The sequence below is a fragment of the Polaribacter sp. genome (assembly GCF_039939415.1).
In the GTDB taxonomy this organism is placed as follows: Bacteria; Bacteroidota; Bacteroidia; order Flavobacteriales; family Flavobacteriaceae; genus Polaribacter.
Genome location: NZ_JBDVJE010000056.1, coordinates 24,260 through 40,745, shown reverse-complemented (window position 1 = coordinate 40,745; position 16,486 = coordinate 24,260). Strand labels below are relative to the sequence as shown.

20 protein-coding genes are annotated in these 16,486 nt (G+C 33.6%); 11 read left to right on the top strand and 9 right to left on the bottom strand.

Annotated elements, in window-relative coordinates; all coding sequences use genetic code 11:
* Window positions 1-548: 548 nt before the first annotated feature.
* Entirely contained in the window at window positions 549-1,691 is a 1,143-nt protein-coding gene (locus ABJG40_RS09790; RefSeq protein WP_348021000.1) for a fibrinogen-like YCDxxxxGGGW domain-containing protein, read from the top strand.
* Between the two features lie 102 nt (window positions 1,692-1,793).
* Complete coding sequence (locus ABJG40_RS09785; protein ID WP_348020999.1) at window positions 1,794-2,210, top strand: hypothetical protein; 417 nt, start codon at window positions 1,794-1,796, stop codon at window positions 2,208-2,210.
* A 76-nt stretch (window positions 2,211-2,286) separates the two neighbouring features.
* Here the strand turns inward: ABJG40_RS09785 and ABJG40_RS09780 are convergent, their stop codons facing one another.
* The 6 genes from ABJG40_RS09780 to ABJG40_RS09755 all read right to left on the bottom strand — a co-directional run bounded on the left by ABJG40_RS09780 (window position 2,287) and on the right by ABJG40_RS09755 (window position 6,187).
* Entirely contained in the window at window positions 2,287-2,613 is a 327-nt protein-coding gene (locus tag ABJG40_RS09780) for a multidrug efflux SMR transporter (RefSeq protein WP_348020998.1), read from the bottom strand.
* Between the two features lie 107 nt (window positions 2,614-2,720).
* A complete protein-coding gene (locus ABJG40_RS09775; RefSeq protein ID WP_317291189.1) occupies window positions 2,721-3,104 on the bottom strand; it encodes a DUF3037 domain-containing protein in 384 nt (127 codons plus the stop codon).
* Window positions 3,094-3,873: a HipA family kinase gene (locus tag ABJG40_RS09770; RefSeq protein ID WP_348020997.1), complete on the bottom strand. Its 780-nt coding sequence runs from the start codon at window positions 3,871-3,873 to the stop codon at window positions 3,094-3,096. The genes ABJG40_RS09775 and ABJG40_RS09770 overlap by 11 nt, the downstream gene beginning before the upstream one ends.
* A gap of 52 nt (window positions 3,874-3,925) precedes the next feature.
* Window positions 3,926-4,570 (bottom strand): TMEM175 family protein, encoded by a 645-nt coding sequence (locus ABJG40_RS09765; protein ID WP_042248768.1) that lies wholly within the window; start codon window positions 4,568-4,570, stop codon window positions 3,926-3,928.
* 57 nt (window positions 4,571-4,627) lie between these two features.
* Window positions 4,628-5,398 (bottom strand): S1/P1 nuclease, encoded by a 771-nt coding sequence (locus ABJG40_RS09760; RefSeq protein WP_348020996.1) that lies wholly within the window; start codon window positions 5,396-5,398, stop codon window positions 4,628-4,630.
* Between the two features lie 60 nt (window positions 5,399-5,458).
* On the bottom strand, window positions 5,459-6,187 hold the full coding sequence (locus ABJG40_RS09755; protein WP_348020995.1) for a zinc-dependent peptidase: 729 nt from the start codon (window positions 6,185-6,187) through the stop codon (window positions 5,459-5,461).
* 169 nt (window positions 6,188-6,356) lie between these two features.
* Here ABJG40_RS09755 and ABJG40_RS09750 point away from each other — a divergent pair, with 169 nt between their 5' ends.
* From ABJG40_RS09750 to ABJG40_RS09710, 9 genes are all read left to right on the top strand, one after another.
* Window positions 6,357-7,691, top strand: a complete 1,335-nt coding sequence (locus ABJG40_RS09750) for a histidine kinase (protein WP_036580857.1) — start codon at window positions 6,357-6,359, stop codon at window positions 7,689-7,691.
* Between the two features lies 1 nt (window position 7,692).
* Window positions 7,693-7,989: a 2TM domain-containing protein gene (locus ABJG40_RS09745; protein ID WP_036580854.1), complete on the top strand. Its 297-nt coding sequence runs from the start codon at window positions 7,693-7,695 to the stop codon at window positions 7,987-7,989.
* Window positions 7,990-7,991: 2 nt separating this feature from the next.
* The gene (locus ABJG40_RS09740) at window positions 7,992-8,285 is read left to right on the top strand and encodes a 2TM domain-containing protein (RefSeq protein WP_036580851.1); all 294 of its coding nucleotides are present in this window, start codon (window positions 7,992-7,994) and stop codon (window positions 8,283-8,285) included.
* 2 nt (window positions 8,286-8,287) lie between these two features.
* Complete coding sequence (locus ABJG40_RS09735; RefSeq protein ID WP_036582023.1) at window positions 8,288-8,557, top strand: 2TM domain-containing protein; 270 nt, start codon at window positions 8,288-8,290, stop codon at window positions 8,555-8,557.
* Between the two features lies 1 nt (window position 8,558).
* Window positions 8,559-9,320 (top strand): LytTR family DNA-binding domain-containing protein, encoded by a 762-nt coding sequence (locus ABJG40_RS09730; RefSeq protein WP_042272630.1) that lies wholly within the window; start codon window positions 8,559-8,561, stop codon window positions 9,318-9,320.
* Between the two features lie 169 nt (window positions 9,321-9,489).
* On the top strand, window positions 9,490-10,173 hold the full coding sequence (locus ABJG40_RS09725; protein WP_036580848.1) for a DUF4331 family protein: 684 nt from the start codon (window positions 9,490-9,492) through the stop codon (window positions 10,171-10,173).
* 26 nt (window positions 10,174-10,199) lie between these two features.
* Window positions 10,200-10,784, top strand: a complete 585-nt coding sequence (locus ABJG40_RS09720) for a DUF4331 family protein (protein ID WP_036580845.1) — start codon at window positions 10,200-10,202, stop codon at window positions 10,782-10,784.
* Window positions 10,785-10,853: 69 nt separating this feature from the next.
* Window positions 10,854-12,143, top strand: coding sequence for a hypothetical protein (locus tag ABJG40_RS09715; RefSeq protein ID WP_348020994.1), 1,290 nt, complete (start codon window positions 10,854-10,856; stop codon window positions 12,141-12,143).
* 262 nt (window positions 12,144-12,405) lie between these two features.
* Window positions 12,406-12,633: a helix-turn-helix transcriptional regulator gene (locus tag ABJG40_RS09710; protein WP_348024390.1), complete on the top strand. Its 228-nt coding sequence runs from the start codon at window positions 12,406-12,408 to the stop codon at window positions 12,631-12,633.
* Between the two features lie 100 nt (window positions 12,634-12,733).
* Here ABJG40_RS09710 and ABJG40_RS09705 read toward each other — a convergent pair whose 3' ends face one another.
* From ABJG40_RS09705 to ABJG40_RS09695, 3 genes are read right to left on the bottom strand one after another with little or no spacing between them, the layout of a single operon-like run.
* Complete coding sequence (locus ABJG40_RS09705; RefSeq protein WP_348024393.1) at window positions 12,734-13,474, bottom strand: succinate dehydrogenase/fumarate reductase iron-sulfur subunit; 741 nt, start codon at window positions 13,472-13,474, stop codon at window positions 12,734-12,736.
* Window positions 13,475-13,496: 22 nt separating this feature from the next.
* On the bottom strand, window positions 13,497-15,509 hold the full coding sequence (locus ABJG40_RS09700) for a fumarate reductase/succinate dehydrogenase flavoprotein subunit (protein WP_348024389.1): 2,013 nt from the start codon (window positions 15,507-15,509) through the stop codon (window positions 13,497-13,499).
* 12 nt (window positions 15,510-15,521) lie between these two features.
* Window positions 15,522-16,199: a succinate dehydrogenase cytochrome b subunit gene (locus ABJG40_RS09695; RefSeq protein WP_348024388.1), complete on the bottom strand. Its 678-nt coding sequence runs from the start codon at window positions 16,197-16,199 to the stop codon at window positions 15,522-15,524.
* Window positions 16,200-16,486: the final 287 nt, after the last annotated feature.

Genomic DNA, 16,486 nt, shown 5'->3' with positions numbered 1-16,486 from the left:
AACGTTCTTGTTTGTTTCCTAGCGGCTGGCGTGTATTGGGTAAGTACAAGCTGACTATTGCTCAAGAGGTTTTACAGCTTTACCATTATTGTCTCCGACGAGCGCAGCGAGAGGAAGACAGTTGAGTAGGTTGGGAGACTTATGTTTTATAATTACTAAAGCGTTAACCGCAGGAACATAAAAGGAGTAACAATCCAAGATTATAATAATTATAAAGAAGCTATTCAAGATCCTGATTTATCACAAATGGATCAACTTTTTATGGACGGTAAGCTTGAATTGTTAAGTGAGATTAAGTTGGATAAGGTACAGTTGAGTTTCTAGAATTAAATCTTAAAGGTTTTTGCTAAGGATAAATGAAGGTCGTTCACTATTGAATTAATAATCAAAACTTAATATAGTGGTCTAATTATTTAAGATATAGCACTATCATTTTGAATTCTACAATGTTTGTAATTTCTAGAGATTTTTGTGGGAATTTTTACGTACTTACTTGGTAAACACTATATTTGAGTCTTAAATATTGCTCATATTTTATCTTAAAAAAGATGCTCAAATTTTATTGCGTTACAGTTCTTTTTATTTTAAATCATTTATTGGCTTCTTCTCAAGTAGGTATAGGTACCATTTTACCAGAACCGTCGTCTATTTTAGATATAGAATCGACCACTCATGGTGTATTGTTTCCCAGAATGACCACAACAGAAAGAGATGCCATCACAACTCCTGCCGAAGGTCTTTTTATCTATAATTTAGATAGTGATTGTTTTCAATATTACAAGGGTACATCGTGGTCTGGTTGTTTAAGTGAGACACCGGTAAATGCATTAGTCTGTTCATCTACATCTGTAAACGGTACATATGTAGCTGGTAATCCTTTAAACGCGAGCAATACAATAACCATTGATGTTATTGTTAATGTAATTGAATCCTACACCATCAATACCAATACTGTAAATGGTTATAGTTTTACGAGTTCTGGTGTGTTTACTCATATAGGTGTAAATACAATCACTCTTACTGGTTCAGGAACACCTATTCTTCAACAAACAGATGATTTTACAATAACCTTCACGGGTAGAGGAGATACCTGTCTTACAAGCATTAATATAACCACAGTTCAGCCTAATTGTCTAGCTTATTATAACGCAGGTTCTACTACAGATGGAGTTTATACGATAGATCCAGATGGTGCTGGTGTTAATCCTGCTTATGATTGCTATTGTGATATGACAAATGATGGTGGTGGATGGACACTGGTATTCAATCATAATACCGCTGGTGGTTACTGGGCAAACAACACGGAAGCCAATGAATTCAACATTGCTTCACCTGGTTTAACGACTAATAAATATTCTATTTTAAGCAAACTTGATGAGCTTATAAGTGGATCAGATTATGAGTTCAGGTTACATTACCCGACTTTAGGTTTAACAAATCATTGGTCTCAAACTCTTGATCCTAGAAGTAGTGCTTCGGGAATTAGACCTGTTGCTGGTTATAATCCTATAAGCGTTAGTATGACTAACAGTAATTGGGGTGGATTAGAATTATCAGGTGGTAACACATACATAGATGGTTCTGTAAATTCGGGTAGTTGGTTTTATTCTATAGGTAGTGTTAATCAATGGAATGGTGGTTTACCGGCTAATGCAAGTGCGGTGAATACTGTCCAGCTATTTGTCAGGTAATACTAAAAGATCATCTTTAAAACCTCATTTATAGGATGACAAATATCATGTTAATTAAGGAAGCTGTTATTTAATTTTGAATGAATAACAAAAACTAATAACATGAATAACGTAGAAATCAATCAAGGAGAAATTAAAGTAAAACTTAAAGGTTTAAGCGGTGGTAAGCTATCATTTGCTACGATGGGTTTTGAAAAGGATGTGGTGAATTTAGAAAGCGGATTACTACGTCTAGTTTTTGATCTTAAGGATATAGGTGAACACAACTACTATCAAGTGCCTACAATTGAAGTTTTCTATGAAGAGAATATGTCTGAGACTCATTGGATATGTGAGTTTAACGGAAAAACTATTTTAGATAAAATGGATCATCATGGTAATTCTACCATCTTGTTATTAAATAGAAAAGTATTGAGTGAACTAGAGCAGCATCATGAGAACGCTATTATTGTGCATGCAGAGTTTCCTCAACCAGCTCATATTAATTTGGAGAAGTCGTTCATACATTTCTTTAAATAAAAGTTGAGAAATCATCAGTTTTAAAACCTCAATGACAATTCATATTGTCGTTGAGGTTTTTTTATCGTGAAATCATTTAATTAGAGACGACTTTCAAACCTACAATAGATATTATTAATGTTGAAATAAAGAATAATCTCCATAAAGTAGCAGGTTCTTTAAAGACTATAATACCTAATAAGACTGTTCCTACAGCACCTATTCCTGTCCATACGGCATAAGCGGTACCTATAGGTAGTTCTTTAGTCACTTTAACTAGCAATATCATGCTTATAGATAGACACACTATAAAGCCTATATACCAGTAGGTATTCTGTATACCTGTACTTTCTTTTGCCTTTCCTAAACAGGTAGCAAAAGCTACTTCAAATAAACCTGCAATGACTAATAAAATCCAATTCATAAAGTGTGATGTAATATTGTTAGAATCTTTTTTAAATATGATGCTACCTAAATTGGTTCTTGAGCAAAATAATTCTAACACGCTATAAGGAATAAGATAAGACGATTTTAAAGTACATAGTCTTCAAATAATTCCTCTAATGTTTTTTCAGGGTCATCGGTTAGACCTGGATGTGTTTTAGAACTTTGAATAATCGTACTCCTACAAGCAGATAGCCATCTGAAACGATCAGATAGTTCCATAGCTCCTATTTTACCTCCTGATAAACTTCCATCACAAACTAATTTCCACGCCTTAAGGTAATCTTCAAAAACTGTAATGTTGGCATCTGGATCAAAGGCTTTTAACTTATCTAAATCAATGTGATATTTAATACCTACGTATTTTTTGCGCTTGCAAAACATAATCACACCTACATTAAAGAACTCTTCTCTTTCAACTCTAGGAACTATTCTTATAACAGCGTATTCAAATGTAAATCTACCTTGCATCTATAGCTTCTTTAATAAGTGCATCAATTTTAGATAAACGCGTCTTTAAAAATAAAGTGTAGGCATTTTTAATCTCTAGACCAGTCATCTCGTCTGTTTCACTTGTCAACCAGTCTGCGGGAATACTTGAGATTATATCTGTAATTTTCTCTAGACTCAGTGATTTTTTAATAATTGCAGCAGCTTCTTCTAGTTTAGTTGCTTTAGATAATAAAACATGATCCTTAATTAATGGAAAAGTTCTTGTTAAATGATTTTCCCAGGTGCTCCAGTCGTGATGAAAGTAAAAGCTTGCGCCATTATCAATGATCCATAATTCTTTATTCCACTGCAATAAATTAGTATTTTTTGCAGTGCGGTCTATATTACTAATAATACTATCTAGGAGTACCACCTTTGAGGCAGTAAGAGCATCTACTTCACTTACTAATGGATCGTAAGTTATAGAGCCAGTTAAAAAATGTAATCCTAAATTTAAACCAACGCTAAATTTAAGTAGGTCTTGTATCTCTTCATCTGGTTCTGTTTTACTGAAAGAGTCATCTAGATTCATGAACACGATTTCAGGTACGTTAAGACCTACAGAGCGAGCCATTTCTCCTCCTATAAATTCAGAAATTAGAGCTTTTTTACCTTGTCCAGCACCTCTGAATTTTATGACATAGAGAAAGCCATCATCTGCTTTAACGATGGCTGGTAGTGAGCCGCCTTCTCTTAAAGGTTGTACATATCGTACTACATCTACGGTACGAATTTCAATTTTATTCATAAGTCTAATTTACTAAAAAAGCTCCTGATACAGGCTTTTTACATCGTACAGTTTATTTTTTACTCTTGCGAGAATTGCGTCTACCACGTCGGGTACTTTTACGGCTATAAACTATGTCAATAAATTTAAGTAAAGGCAATAATAGGATAGGTGTAAATCTAGAGAGGATTACAAACTTTAAAGAAACGATTATCGCTAGTAACCATATGAAACTCGCTGCTAGATCTCTAGACTTAATCCATTGTAGGGTGATCTTTTCTTTAGGATTATTTAATAAGCCATCTTTCTGAATCCTATATACCATTAAATATTTGAACAAGCTGAGTGCTATTATATTCGCAGAATACACCATAAATGGTTCGTTTATATAAAATGTTTTGCAATAGAAAGCTGTTGTAAACGGCATTAATACTACCATAAACAATAGCATGATATTGATCCACAGAACCGATGTAGTATAATGTTTAATATGCTTAGAAATATTCATGTGACTAACCCAATAAACGGCTATCACAATAAAACTAACTGTATATCCTATAAAGTTAGGAATCAGTTGGGAAATATTAAAAGCAAAGGTTTTGGTCTGTATCGCTTGATAACTAGGAACTGCGAGGTCCAATACAAGCAATGTCATGGCTATAGCAAATACGGCATCAGTGAAGTTGTTAACTCTGGTTTTGTCGTAGGTAAGATTCATTTAGTAAATATATAAGATTTTAATAATTACGCTTTCGCGAAAGCATAAACTAAAATCCTATCCTAATACTTCATTGAGTAATGCCGCTAGTCGTACTCCACCTTTCTGCAATTGTCCTTTAAGGACATCAAAATAATCGTACATATACCTGTAACCCAGTTTTTGCCCTACAGTAGTATTTGCATAAATATCTTTTACCACTATGCGACTATCTTCTAACCAGTCTCTATGGGTACCACTAGCAATAGTTTTGCGTTCTTTTTTGGAAAGCTGTGGCATATTCATGGCTAGTTCACTATAGGACATCCCATAACTTTCAATCATTTGAGAATCCCAGACGCGATGCAAATTTGTTCCATCTCTATACCATCGTACTTGAAAATCGTTGCCGCCTTTATCTTCACTTATTCCTGTGTGTAATGGCTGGTGTAGATCACCTATAAAATGAACTAATAGACGCAGCTGAAAAGCTTTTTCTTCCTTAGTGGCAGTATCTGACTTTAAGGTAGCGATGCAGTGGTCTATGGCCTGTATAATATCACCTTTTTCACTATGTGGATGTGTGTCATACGTTTTGTCAAATGGTACATTTACATAATGCTGTGGTCCATAGGCTCTATATAGCGTATCGCTCTTAATATCGTCTGCATAAGTAGATACTAAGGCAAGGGATTCTCCATCAAGTAACTGGGCAATCGCTTTACGAGCTTTTTTATTGAGGTATTGCTCTGCAATCGCACCAGTAGCGCGATGACCTGTTTTTCCCCAATCGTCTGCTTGTGCAGTAAAAGCTACTAGAAATACTAAGAAAGTGATGATAAAACGCATGAATCTATTTTTGTGGCAAGTTACTATCGCCTTGATTTAATAATGTTAGGTATTTATTAATTATTCCTCATCTGGCGTAAAACATTTTGACAACATTTGATAGATGTCTGGATGTTTGCGTTTCATTAATTTGGGTCTCGAGAAAAAATACTCTGCTGCAACCGCAAAAAACTCTATCTGACTACTACCACCATAATGACGTATATCTGATTTATCTTTATTAATGCGTTCCATTTCTTCATGCATTAAGTTAATCCAAGGTATGACGTATGATTGTTCTAATAAAGCATGAGGTATACCATCAATAGTACCATCCATTTTATCAATAAGGTGTACAAACTCGTGTATAGCGGTATTTAATTTATCGGTTTCATTTTTAAAACCATGGTAAAGTGCTTCTTTAGAAAGTATCATTTTATGATTCCATTTACCAGTTCCTACCATACCAAAAATACGTCTTCCATTTCCATGACCTTCAAATTCTAGATCTTCATTAAAATGTTCTGGTAAAAGAATAACTGTTTTTAAGTTACTATAATGCCAGTCTGGAAATTGAAAAACAGGAATGATTGCGCTTGCCGCTATTAATAAAGCATCTGTCTCTGTAGGTTCTGTTTCTATAGTTTCAATCTCAATCTCATCTAAGAAAGCCTGCATGCGCAGTTTAAAAAACAATCGTTCTCGAGGCTCGAGTTTTTCAAAAAAGTTGACATGTTCTAATAATATTTCGTCCCAATGATCTGTGGATGGAGCTGGTGACTTTTTACGGAAAAGATTAAAAATGGGCATGCAAGAAATGTATTATAAAAGCTAAATATAATAGCCGAAGAGTGATTTTTTACAATTGAGTTGTGTTTTTCTACAATTGGGTTATTATGACTTTATATAAAGAGAAGACTGCTTCATATTTGTGCTGTTCTAAACGAATAAAGTATTTTTAGAATTACAAACAGAAAGTATGTCATTTAAGAAATTCATAAAATTTATAATCGCAGGTATAGTCATCTCTATTGTCATTAATTTAATTAATGCATACATGAGAGGTGGCTTTTTAACCATCGTAAAAGAAATAGAAGGTTTTGGTATCAACTTTATGTTTTCTATCGTATTAACAGTGGGAAATCAATGGTGGTTTGATTTAATGACCAAAAAGTATTCTTGGAAAGAACATACTTTAAAACGTATTGTTCTTGGTGCAGCAGGATCAGTAATCATTACTATGGTTTTATTAACCATACTTAACTTTTTTACTTATGTGGTCATCTATGGAGGTAGCTGGGATAGCTTTGTGAGTAATCAGTCTATAGATTGGTATTTGTTTGGGTTATTTATTACCCTAGTGATGACACTTATCTATCATGCTATTTACTTCTATAGATTGTCTCAAACTCAAAAAGTAAATGAACAAAAAGTTATTGCAAGATCTGCAACCGCACAATTTGACGCTTTAAAAAATCAGTTAGATCCTCACTTTTTATTTAACAGTTTAAATGTGCTCGTCTCTTTAATTGAAGAAAACCCTAAAGCGGCTACAAAATTTACGACATCGCTTTCTAAAGTATATCGGTACGTACTAGAACAACGTAATAAGGAATTAGTAACTGTAGATGAAGAATTGAGTTTTGCTAGGGCTTATGTAGGTTTACTTAAAACCCGATTTGAAGATAGTATAGAAATAGATATTCCACAAAAAAGCTCAAATCCAGAGATGAAGGTAGTACCATTATCCTTACAGTTACTGCTAGAGAATGCCGTAAAGCACAATGTCGTAAGTGATAGTAAACCGTTAAAGTTGCGCATTTATGAAGAGAATAATCAATTGATTATTGAAAATAATTTACAGAAAAAGCAAGTAGCTAATACTAGTAGTGGTGTAGGACTACAAAATATAGCGTCTAGGTATCAATTACTGACTAAACGTAAAATGAGTATCGCACAAGATGATCAGTTTTTCAGAGTACAAATTCCTATTCTAATTAAATCACAAGATGTATTAACCGCAAATATAGAAGACATGACACCAGTAGAAGACATAAAATTAATCAAAGCAAAAGAACGAGTGGCCAGCATTAAAGAGTTTTACGATGATGTTGTTAAGACAGTAGGTATTTTACTTTTTCTAGCCGCTATCAATTACTTTACATCAGACTTTCCATGGGTGATATTCCCTGCGATAGGTATGAGTATAGGGTTAGTATTTCAATACCTACGCACTTATGAAAACAATGCGTTTCTAGGTAAAGGCTGGGAAGACCGTAAAATCGAAGAATTAATGAACGATAAAAACTTTTAAGATGAAAAAAGAAGAAACATATCAAGAACGTTACACAAGAGCAAAGGCTCGAGTTGAAGAGATTAGATCATTTTATAACCACTTATTAATCTATATCATAGTTAATATAGGGATCGCTTCACTCAATTATTATCAAAATGAATGGGAATATGCATGGTTTTTATTTCCATTAGGTGGATGGGGAATAGGTCTACTAGGTCACGCACTAGGCACATTCAGTGCAAATCCATTTACGGGTAAGAATTGGGAACAGCGCAAGATTCAGGAATTAATGGAAAAAGAACGTTTAAATAACTAGTTATGGAATCTAAATTTAACGAGCAAGAAGCACGTGAAAAAGCCCAGAAACGTGTCAAAGATATCAAAGGGTTTTATGATCACCTGATTGTATTTATTATCATTCATTTGTTAATTCTAGCAGCGGTACTTTATTTTAATGGTGATTTAAGGTTCTTTATAACTTTTACATTATTAGGTTGGGGAATTGGACTATTTATTCATGCACTAGTCGTCTTTAAATGGAATCCATTTACAAGTGAAGATTGGGAAAAGCGTAAACTTAAACAGTTTATAGAGGAACAAGAAAAACAATAATGATGAGCGACGAGTTAGAAAAGGCAAAGAGAAAAGTTAGAAATATTAAAGGTCTTTATAACCACTTGATCATTTTTGTGGTGATGAATTTAATATTCCTTGCGGTAGTGCTATACATTGACTTTAGTGTGAACTATTTTATTAACTTCTTTGTTTTACCATGGGGAATGGGCATCTTTATCCAGTGGATGATTGTCTTTAAGTGGAACCCATTTGTAAGTAAAAAATGGGAAAAACGTAAGATTAAAGAATATTTAGATAAAGAAGATTAATATGAAAGCTATAATCATAGAAGACGAAAAACCGTCTGCCAGAAGATTAAATCGCATGTTAGCAGATATCGGTATTACGCCAGAGGTGATGCTACATTCTGTACACGAGTCAGTAGAATATTTATTGAATAATCCTGCACCAGATCTAATCTTCTTAGATATACAATTAAGTGATGGACTGTCTTTTGAAATATTTGATCAGGTGGACATCAATAGTGCTATAATTTTTACCACAGCATATGACGAGTATGCATTACAAGCTTTTAAGCTTAACAGTATTGATTATCTATTAAAACCTATTGATGAGGATGAGTTAAAAGCAGCAGTAGAGCGATTTCAAGTACGCTTCCGCGAAAGCGAGAAAAAACAGCACATAGATTTTAATGAAATAGCAAAAATGTTAGGTAATCCTGTAGATCGTGTTTATAAGAAACGATATACTGCTAAAGTAGGTGAACATCTTAAATTGTTTAATACAGACGATGTACAACTTTTTTATTCTGAGAATAAAGGTAGTTATCTAAACTTAGAAAATGGTCGCAACTACCTTATAGATGATAAACTAGAAGCGATAGAGAAAGAACTAGATCCAGCTCAGTTTTTCCGCATATCTCGACAAGCGATAATAAATGTAAATGCAATAGATGATATGATATCTTATACTAACTCGCGCCTCAAGATCAAAATAAATTCTTTTAAGGAGATGGACTTAATAGTAAGTAGAGAACGAGTAAAAGATTTTAAAAACTGGCTAGAGAAATAAATAGTGCTTTAAGTATTTGATTTTAAGCGACTCACTAATAGGTGAGTCGCTTTTTTTATGTATTGGGATGATTATTTAGACATTAAGAGAGTTTTAACAATAGAATTAAAACTGCATCTAGTAATCCTGCGTAGGTAAGGTATATAACAATTTATAAAACCCAATTAACATGAAAAAAATTGCCCTTTGGTCTAGCCTTGCACTTGCAGTATGTGTAGGAGCGTTTATCGCAGCAGATCACTTAGATGCACCAGCTGTGGCTAATACAACAGCAGACATCGCAGATTTTTACGCCTTTGAAGGTGCAGACGCTAACTCGACAACATTTGTTGTGACATTACCTGCAGCAAATGCATCAGCTCAATTTGATGAGAATGTTCTTATTGAAATTAACATTGATAATACTGGTGTCGATGCAGGTACCACAGGTGTTACAGAAGATTTAGTAATTCAAGCACTGCGTCAAGGTGATAAGATGTACTTCTTTGGTCCTTATGCACCATCATCAACTGGCCTTAACAGTACGATTGATACTAACGAGCTTGCTGCTAGTGTAGACATAGGTTCTATGACTACTGTAGGTGGCGTTAATTATTTTGCTGGATTAAGACAGGATGCATTCTTCTTTGATTTTGAAGCCTTCAATAATGTGATTAGTATGGCACCAGCTACTGGTTTTGGAACTACTGGTAATAACACATTTGCGCCATTGAATGTAAATGCAATAGTTATTGAGGTACCTAATAGTATGTTAGGAACAGCACCTACTCACATCGTTGATCAATTACTTGCCCCTAATGGTCCTGGTTTGCCAGTGGCTTATAACGTATGGGTAGAAACTAAAAGAAGATAAAAACTAACAATTTAAAATTTACAAAAATGAAAATATTTAAATATTTAATAGCTCTTACCGCTGTTGCTGCACTTACAGTATCATGTGGTGATGATGATGATATAGTAGGAGGTAACCCAGCAACGACTGACTTTTCTGGAACTTTTACACAACAAGATCAAATGGGTCGTCCAGGAATCAATACTGTTTTTACACCTACAGAAGCTGATGAAAATATGTTTAACGTGACAGTTCCGGCAAACGGAATCGCCATGTTTCAACCTACGTTTCAAGCTCGTATAGAAGCATATTATAATGCATATGGAGCAACTTATGAAAATAATATTCTAGGATTGGATTTACCTACTTTAACTACAGCACTTGCCTTAGACGTGCTACAAGTATCTCCAGATGCGCCTACTTCTTACTTTAGTGCCGCTGGTGTGCCATTAACAGGTCGTGCGATTGAAGATGATGTTATCGACGTGTCATTAATATTACTTTTCGGTGGTAATACAGGAGCAAGATTTGATGGTAATAACGGTACTCCTAATCTTGTTTCAGATAATGTTGCACAAGAAGCAGGAACTTCTTCTACAACGTTTCCATACCTAACTGCAGCGCAGTTCTAGATCAATTATAATTTATAACTAGGCTTCCCTAAAGCCTAGTTATATTTTTAAGTACAACAACCCCAAATCATGAAAAATCTCATCACTCTTTTATCTTTATTGCTTCTTATTTCTTGTGCCACGGCACCAGATCAAAACCAAGCAATAATTACAGACATTAACGACTTTCAATCCTATCTTGATAGCGATAGAGATGCCCTAGTCGCAACATTAAAATCAAAAACAGCTCCACTAAAATTAGATATTGAGCAAGACTCTAGTCGTATTGTACAGATGTCTCGATTAGCAGGATTAAATAATCAATTGTATGACCTAACTGGTGATATCAGCTATTTAGAACAAGCTGTAAGCTTGCGCGAAAACGTACTTAAAAGAACAGCGATAAAACCAGAAAGTGCGCGAAGATCACTCGCACAGATGTACATTAAACAACATCGTTTTAAAGAAGCAGATAGTTTAATGAAAAACGAGGTAGCAAACGAAAAGCAAGATCATCTAGTCAAATTTGATATTGCCATGGAGTTAGGGAATTATGTTGAGGCAGAAGAATTATTAAACACTTTAAGAAACTTAAATGATTATAATTATCTGATTAGAGCGGCAAAGTGGAACGATTATAAAGGTAATCTAGATGATACTATTAGATTAATGGAAAAGGCCATGGAACTTGCTGAAGAAAGTGGTTCAGAAAACCTGATGTTATGGAGTTATTCTAATATTGCAGATTATTATGGGCATCATGGGGATCTCGCTTTGTCTTACAAATACTATTTGAAAACACTTGAGCTAGATCCACAAAATGATTATGCTTTAAAAGGAATATCATGGATAGCTTATTCTAATGATGATGATACAGCATTAGCAACACAAATTATAAACAAGTTACAATCTCGTCATCATATTCCAGATTATAATCTCATTCTTTCAGAATATGCATCTTATCAAAATGATGAGAAAAAAGCACTTGAATTAAGGGAATCATTTTTAAAAGAAACAAATAAGCCTGCATATAGAGGTATGTATAATACCTATAGAATTGAAAATTTATTGGCAGGTACTGATGCACAGCAAAAATCTGGTCTAGAACTTGCGATTATCGAAGTAGAAAACCGTGCCACTCCAGAAACTTATGATTTGTTAGGATATGCATATCTGGTTAATAAAATGCCTGTAATTGCATTAGAAAATCACAAGCAATTTGTGCAGAATAAAACATTTGAACCTGTAGCACAACTACATCTAGCTCAAATTTTTAAAGAAAATAAATTAGTTGACGTTGCTCAACCTATTAAGAATGAATTATTAGAGGCACGATATGAATTAGGTCCAGTCACTTATAAAGAAGTAGAACAAATTTGATAATCGTTAAAGAATCATCAACTCATAAGTAAGTAAGTAAGTAAGTAAGTAAGTAGATTTAGGAAGTTTCTTTTTCACAGCAATTTTCCCACTATTCAAAATTCGGAAAGTTTTTTAAGGTTACCAAAAAACCCTTTCTTCTTTTTGGACTAACGGTTTTCCGTGATATAAATCTTCTCACTGTTTTCAGTTAGTCGAAAATGGAAAGTAAAAAAACACATTTTAGCATTATATTTGATGGTTGAAAAGAAAAAGATTAAAAGTGAAAAAAAACACTACAGATAAGCCTCAAAAAAAAGCTGAAAAGGTATTACAAAAAATTATTGATAGAAGGCAAGAATTAGGGTTGTCTCAAACAGAATTAGCTTTAAAGTTAAACATGACAATTAGTGGTTATTTTAAAGTAGAAAAAGGAGACTCTAAGCTAGATTTAATTCGTCTTTTTGAAATAGCTGAATTATTAGAAATTGATGCCAAAGAGTTCTTTTAAAACTCTTCTTTAAAATAAAAAACCATAACTAATATTAGTTATGGTTTTTTATTTATTAATCTAATCTCTTAAAAAGAATTAGATCTTATCTTAAGAACTATTAAATATTTGCTTTCATTAGCTCTCTATTCATTCTTGCAATGTTTTCTAAAGATATTCCTTTAGGGCATTCCACCTCACAAGCACCTGTATTTGTACAGTTACCAAAACCTTCTAAATCCATTTGTGCTACCATGTTTTTAACACGATCTGCAGCTTCTACTTGACCTTGAGGTAATAATGCATATTGAGATACTTTTGCTCCTACAAATAACATTGCAGAAGAGTTTTTACATGTTGCAACACAAGCACCACAACCAATACAAGTTGCTGCATCCATTGCTTCATCTGCTGCATGTTTAGAAATAGGTAAAGAGTTTGCATCTTGTGTGTTACCAGAAGTATTTACAGAGATGTAACCACCTGCTTGTTGTATTCTTTCAAACGCGTTTCTATCTACAATTAAATCTTTAATTACTGGAAAAGCTGCTGCTCTAAACGGCTCTATTGTTATAGTATCTCCGTCTTTAAACATACGCATGTGTAACTGACAAGTAGTAATACCTCTATCTGGTCCATGAGCTTCACCATTAATGTACATAGAACACATACCACAAATACCTTCTCTACAGTCATGATCAAAAGCAACTGGCTCTTCACCAGTATTTATTAATTGTTCATTCAAAACATCCATCATTTCTAAGAAAGACATGTGTTCTGAAATATCAGTTACTTTATAATCTACCATTTGACCCTTTGAACTAGAGTCTTTTTGTCTCCAAATTTTTAACGTTAAATTCATTCCTTTACCTGACATATCTTTCTTATTTATATGAACGTTGTTTTAGTTCGATATCGTTAAATTCTAATTCTTCTTTATGTAAAACTGCATCTGCAGGTTCACCTTTATATTCCCAAGCAGAAACAAATGCAAAGTCTTTATCATTACGTTTTGCTTCTCCTTTTTGTGGTCCATCTTCTTCTGCAGATTCTTCTCTAAAGTGACCTCCACAAGACTCAGCTCTTACGAAAGCATCTTTAGCAAATAATTCTCCTAATTCTAAGAAATCTGCAACTCTACCTGCTTTTTCTAATTCTGGGTTTAATTCATTTGCACCACCTGGTACAGAAACCTCTTTCCAAAATTCTTCACGAATGGCTTTAATTTCTGCCATTGCTTCTTCTAAGCCTTTTGCGTTTCTAGACATACCTGCTTTATCCCACATTACTTTACCAAGTTTTTTGTGAAAATAATCTACAGATTTTGTTCCTTTATTATTTACAAAGAAATCGATTCTGTCTTTTACTTCTTTTTCTGCTTCATCAAACTCTGGAGTTTCTGTAGAAATTTTACCAGTTCTAATATCATCAGCTAAATAATCGCCAATTGTATATGGCAATACAAAATAACCATCTGCCAAACCTTGCATTAATGCTGATGCTCCTAATCTGTTTGCACCATGATCAGAAAAGTTTGCTTCTCCAATACAATAACATCCAGGAATGGTTGTCATTAAGTTATAATCTACCCAAACACCACCCATTGTATAGTGCACTGCTGGATAAATCATCATTGGAGTTTTGTATGGATCTTGATCTACAATCTTCTCATACATTTGGAATAAGTTTCCGTATTTTGCTTCAACAATTTTTTGACCTAATTCATATATTTTTGCTGATGATGCATTTTCGATATTTTGAATTTTAGCTTGCTCTTTTCCATAACGGTCAATTGCAGATGCAAAATCTAAATATACAGCTTCACCAGTTGCATTTACACCATAACCAGCATCACAACGCTCTTTAGCTGCTCTAGAAGCAACATCACGTGGCACTAAGTTACCAAATGCAGGATAACGTCTTTCTAAATAATAATCTCTTTCGTCTTCAGATAAATCCGTAGGTTTTTTCTTACCTTCTCTAATTGCTAAAACATCTTCCATGTTTTTAGGAACCCAAATACGACCATCATTACGTAAAGACTCAGACATCAATGTTAATTTAGACTGATAATCTCCAGAACGAGGAATACAAGTTGGGTGAATTTGTGTATAACAAGGATTTGCAAAATATGCTCCTTTTTTATGAATTTTCCAAGATGCAGTTGCATTAGAGCCCATTGCATTTGTAGATAAGAAATATACATTTCCATATCCACCAGAACCAATTACAACAGCGTGAGCAGAATGACGCTCAATTTCTCCAGTAATTAAATTTCTAGCAATAATTCCTCTTGCTTTTCCATCAACAATAACAACATCTAACATTTCATGTCTGTTAAACATTTCTATTTTACCACGAGCAATTTGTCTATTCATTGCAGAATACGCTCCTAATAATAATTGCTGACCTGTTTGTCCTTTTGCATAAAAAGTTCTAGAAACTAAAACTCCACCAAAAGAACGGTTGTCTAACAAACCACCATAATCACGTGCAAAAGGTACACCTTGTGCCACACATTGATCAATAATATTTGCAGAAACCTCAGCTAAACGATACACGTTAGCTTCACGAGAACGGTAATCTCCACCTTTTACAGTATCGTAAAATAATCTGTAAGTAGAATCTCCATCTCCTTGATAATTTTTTGCAGCGTTAATACCTCCTTGTGCAGCAATTGAATGCGCTCTTCTTGGAGAATCTTGATAAGCAAATGCTTTTACATTATACCCTAACTCTGCTAAAGTTGCTGCGGCAGAACCCCCAGCTAATCCTGTACCTACAACAATAACATCGATATGACGCTTGTTTGCAGGATTTACCAAGTTAATTTTATTTTTATAATCTGTCCATTTACCTTTAATTGGACCTTGAGGTACTTTTGAATCTAAAGCCATAGTTATTTAAGATTAATGGTTGTTAAATAAGTGATGAAACAATGCAATAATTATAAATCCTAAAGGAATAACTATTGAGTAAATTTTACCGAAATTTTGTAATGCTTTTTTACGACCAGCAGTAACTCCCATAGATTGGAAAGCAGAGGTAAATCCGTGAGCTAAATGTAATCCTAAGAAAACAAAAGCAACTACGTAAGCACCAACTCTTAACGGGCTATGAAATTTTTCTACTAATTCATGGAAATATCTCATTTCACCATTGTGTAACCCAGACATGTCTCCAACAACATACTTAGTATTTAACTCAGGAATCCAAAAATCAATAAAGTGTAAAATGATAAAAGCAAGAATTGCAATTCCGCTATAAATCATATTTCTACTCATCCATGTTGAATTAGCTGCTCCATTGTCTTTGGCATATTTAACACCATTTGCTTTTTTGTTTTTCAATTCCAACACAAAACCCATTACAAAATGAAAAACAACTCCAAATATTAACACGGGTTGTAAAGCAAATTGTACTAAAGGATTTGTTCCCATAAAATGGGATGCTGTATTAAATGCATCTTCACTTATAAGTGAAAGTAGATTGACAGACAAATGCATTATTAAGAAAAACATGAGGAAGAATGCAGATAGCGCCATGGCTATTTTTCTTCCAATTGAAGATTTGAAAAATCCGCTCATTGTATAAATTAGTTAAATTGTTGACAACAAAAATAAGGCTAAACTATCTCGTTTACAAAAAAATAGTCCTATTTTACCTCGTATTTAGAATAGTTTTAAATAAAATTACTTAAACGATTAAACACAAACAAATACAGGCTATTCAGTTTTTTTTTAAACAATGGCACTAAGTATAAATTACGTATCAAACTAAGTACTTTTTAAAGCAACTAAACACTTATTATTCTTGCATAGCTTTTTTAATAATTTTTAGAAATAATTTTATTTTCACAAATTAAAAAATTTCT

Coding starts and splice junctions, on each gene's coding strand:
- ABJG40_RS09735 (WP_036582023.1), top strand. CDS start 8,288: ATGAGCGACGAGTTAGAAAAGGCAAAGAGAAAAGTTAGAAATATTAAA.
- ABJG40_RS09695 (WP_348024388.1), bottom strand. CDS start 16,199: ATGAGCGGATTTTTCAAATCTTCAATTGGAAGAAAAATAGCCATGGCG.
- ABJG40_RS09760 (WP_348020996.1), bottom strand. CDS start 5,398: ATGCGTTTTATCATCACTTTCTTAGTATTTCTAGTAGCTTTTACTGCA.
- ABJG40_RS09745 (WP_036580854.1), top strand. CDS start 7,693: ATGAAAAAAGAAGAAACATATCAAGAACGTTACACAAGAGCAAAGGCT.
- ABJG40_RS09770 (WP_348020997.1), bottom strand. CDS start 3,873: ATGAATAAAATTGAAATTCGTACCGTAGATGTAGTACGATATGTACAA.
- ABJG40_RS09720 (WP_036580845.1), top strand. CDS start 10,200: ATGAAAATATTTAAATATTTAATAGCTCTTACCGCTGTTGCTGCACTT.
- ABJG40_RS09785 (WP_348020999.1), top strand. CDS start 1,794: ATGAATAACGTAGAAATCAATCAAGGAGAAATTAAAGTAAAACTTAAA.
- ABJG40_RS09740 (WP_036580851.1), top strand. CDS start 7,992: ATGGAATCTAAATTTAACGAGCAAGAAGCACGTGAAAAAGCCCAGAAA.
- ABJG40_RS09715 (WP_348020994.1), top strand. CDS start 10,854: ATGAAAAATCTCATCACTCTTTTATCTTTATTGCTTCTTATTTCTTGT.
- ABJG40_RS09780 (WP_348020998.1), bottom strand. CDS start 2,613: ATGAATTGGATTTTATTAGTCATTGCAGGTTTATTTGAAGTAGCTTTT.
- ABJG40_RS09705 (WP_348024393.1), bottom strand. CDS start 13,474: ATGAATTTAACGTTAAAAATTTGGAGACAAAAAGACTCTAGTTCAAAG.
- ABJG40_RS09725 (WP_036580848.1), top strand. CDS start 9,490: ATGAAAAAAATTGCCCTTTGGTCTAGCCTTGCACTTGCAGTATGTGTA.
- ABJG40_RS09730 (WP_042272630.1), top strand. CDS start 8,559: ATGAAAGCTATAATCATAGAAGACGAAAAACCGTCTGCCAGAAGATTA.
- ABJG40_RS09790 (WP_348021000.1), top strand. CDS start 549: ATGCTCAAATTTTATTGCGTTACAGTTCTTTTTATTTTAAATCATTTA.
- ABJG40_RS09700 (WP_348024389.1), bottom strand. CDS start 15,509: ATGGCTTTAGATTCAAAAGTACCTCAAGGTCCAATTAAAGGTAAATGG.
- ABJG40_RS09775 (WP_317291189.1), bottom strand. CDS start 3,104: ATGCAAGGTAGATTTACATTTGAATACGCTGTTATAAGAATAGTTCCT.
- ABJG40_RS09755 (WP_348020995.1), bottom strand. CDS start 6,187: ATGCCCATTTTTAATCTTTTCCGTAAAAAGTCACCAGCTCCATCCACA.
- ABJG40_RS09750 (WP_036580857.1), top strand. CDS start 6,357: ATGTCATTTAAGAAATTCATAAAATTTATAATCGCAGGTATAGTCATC.
- ABJG40_RS09765 (WP_042248768.1), bottom strand. CDS start 4,570: ATGAATCTTACCTACGACAAAACCAGAGTTAACAACTTCACTGATGCC.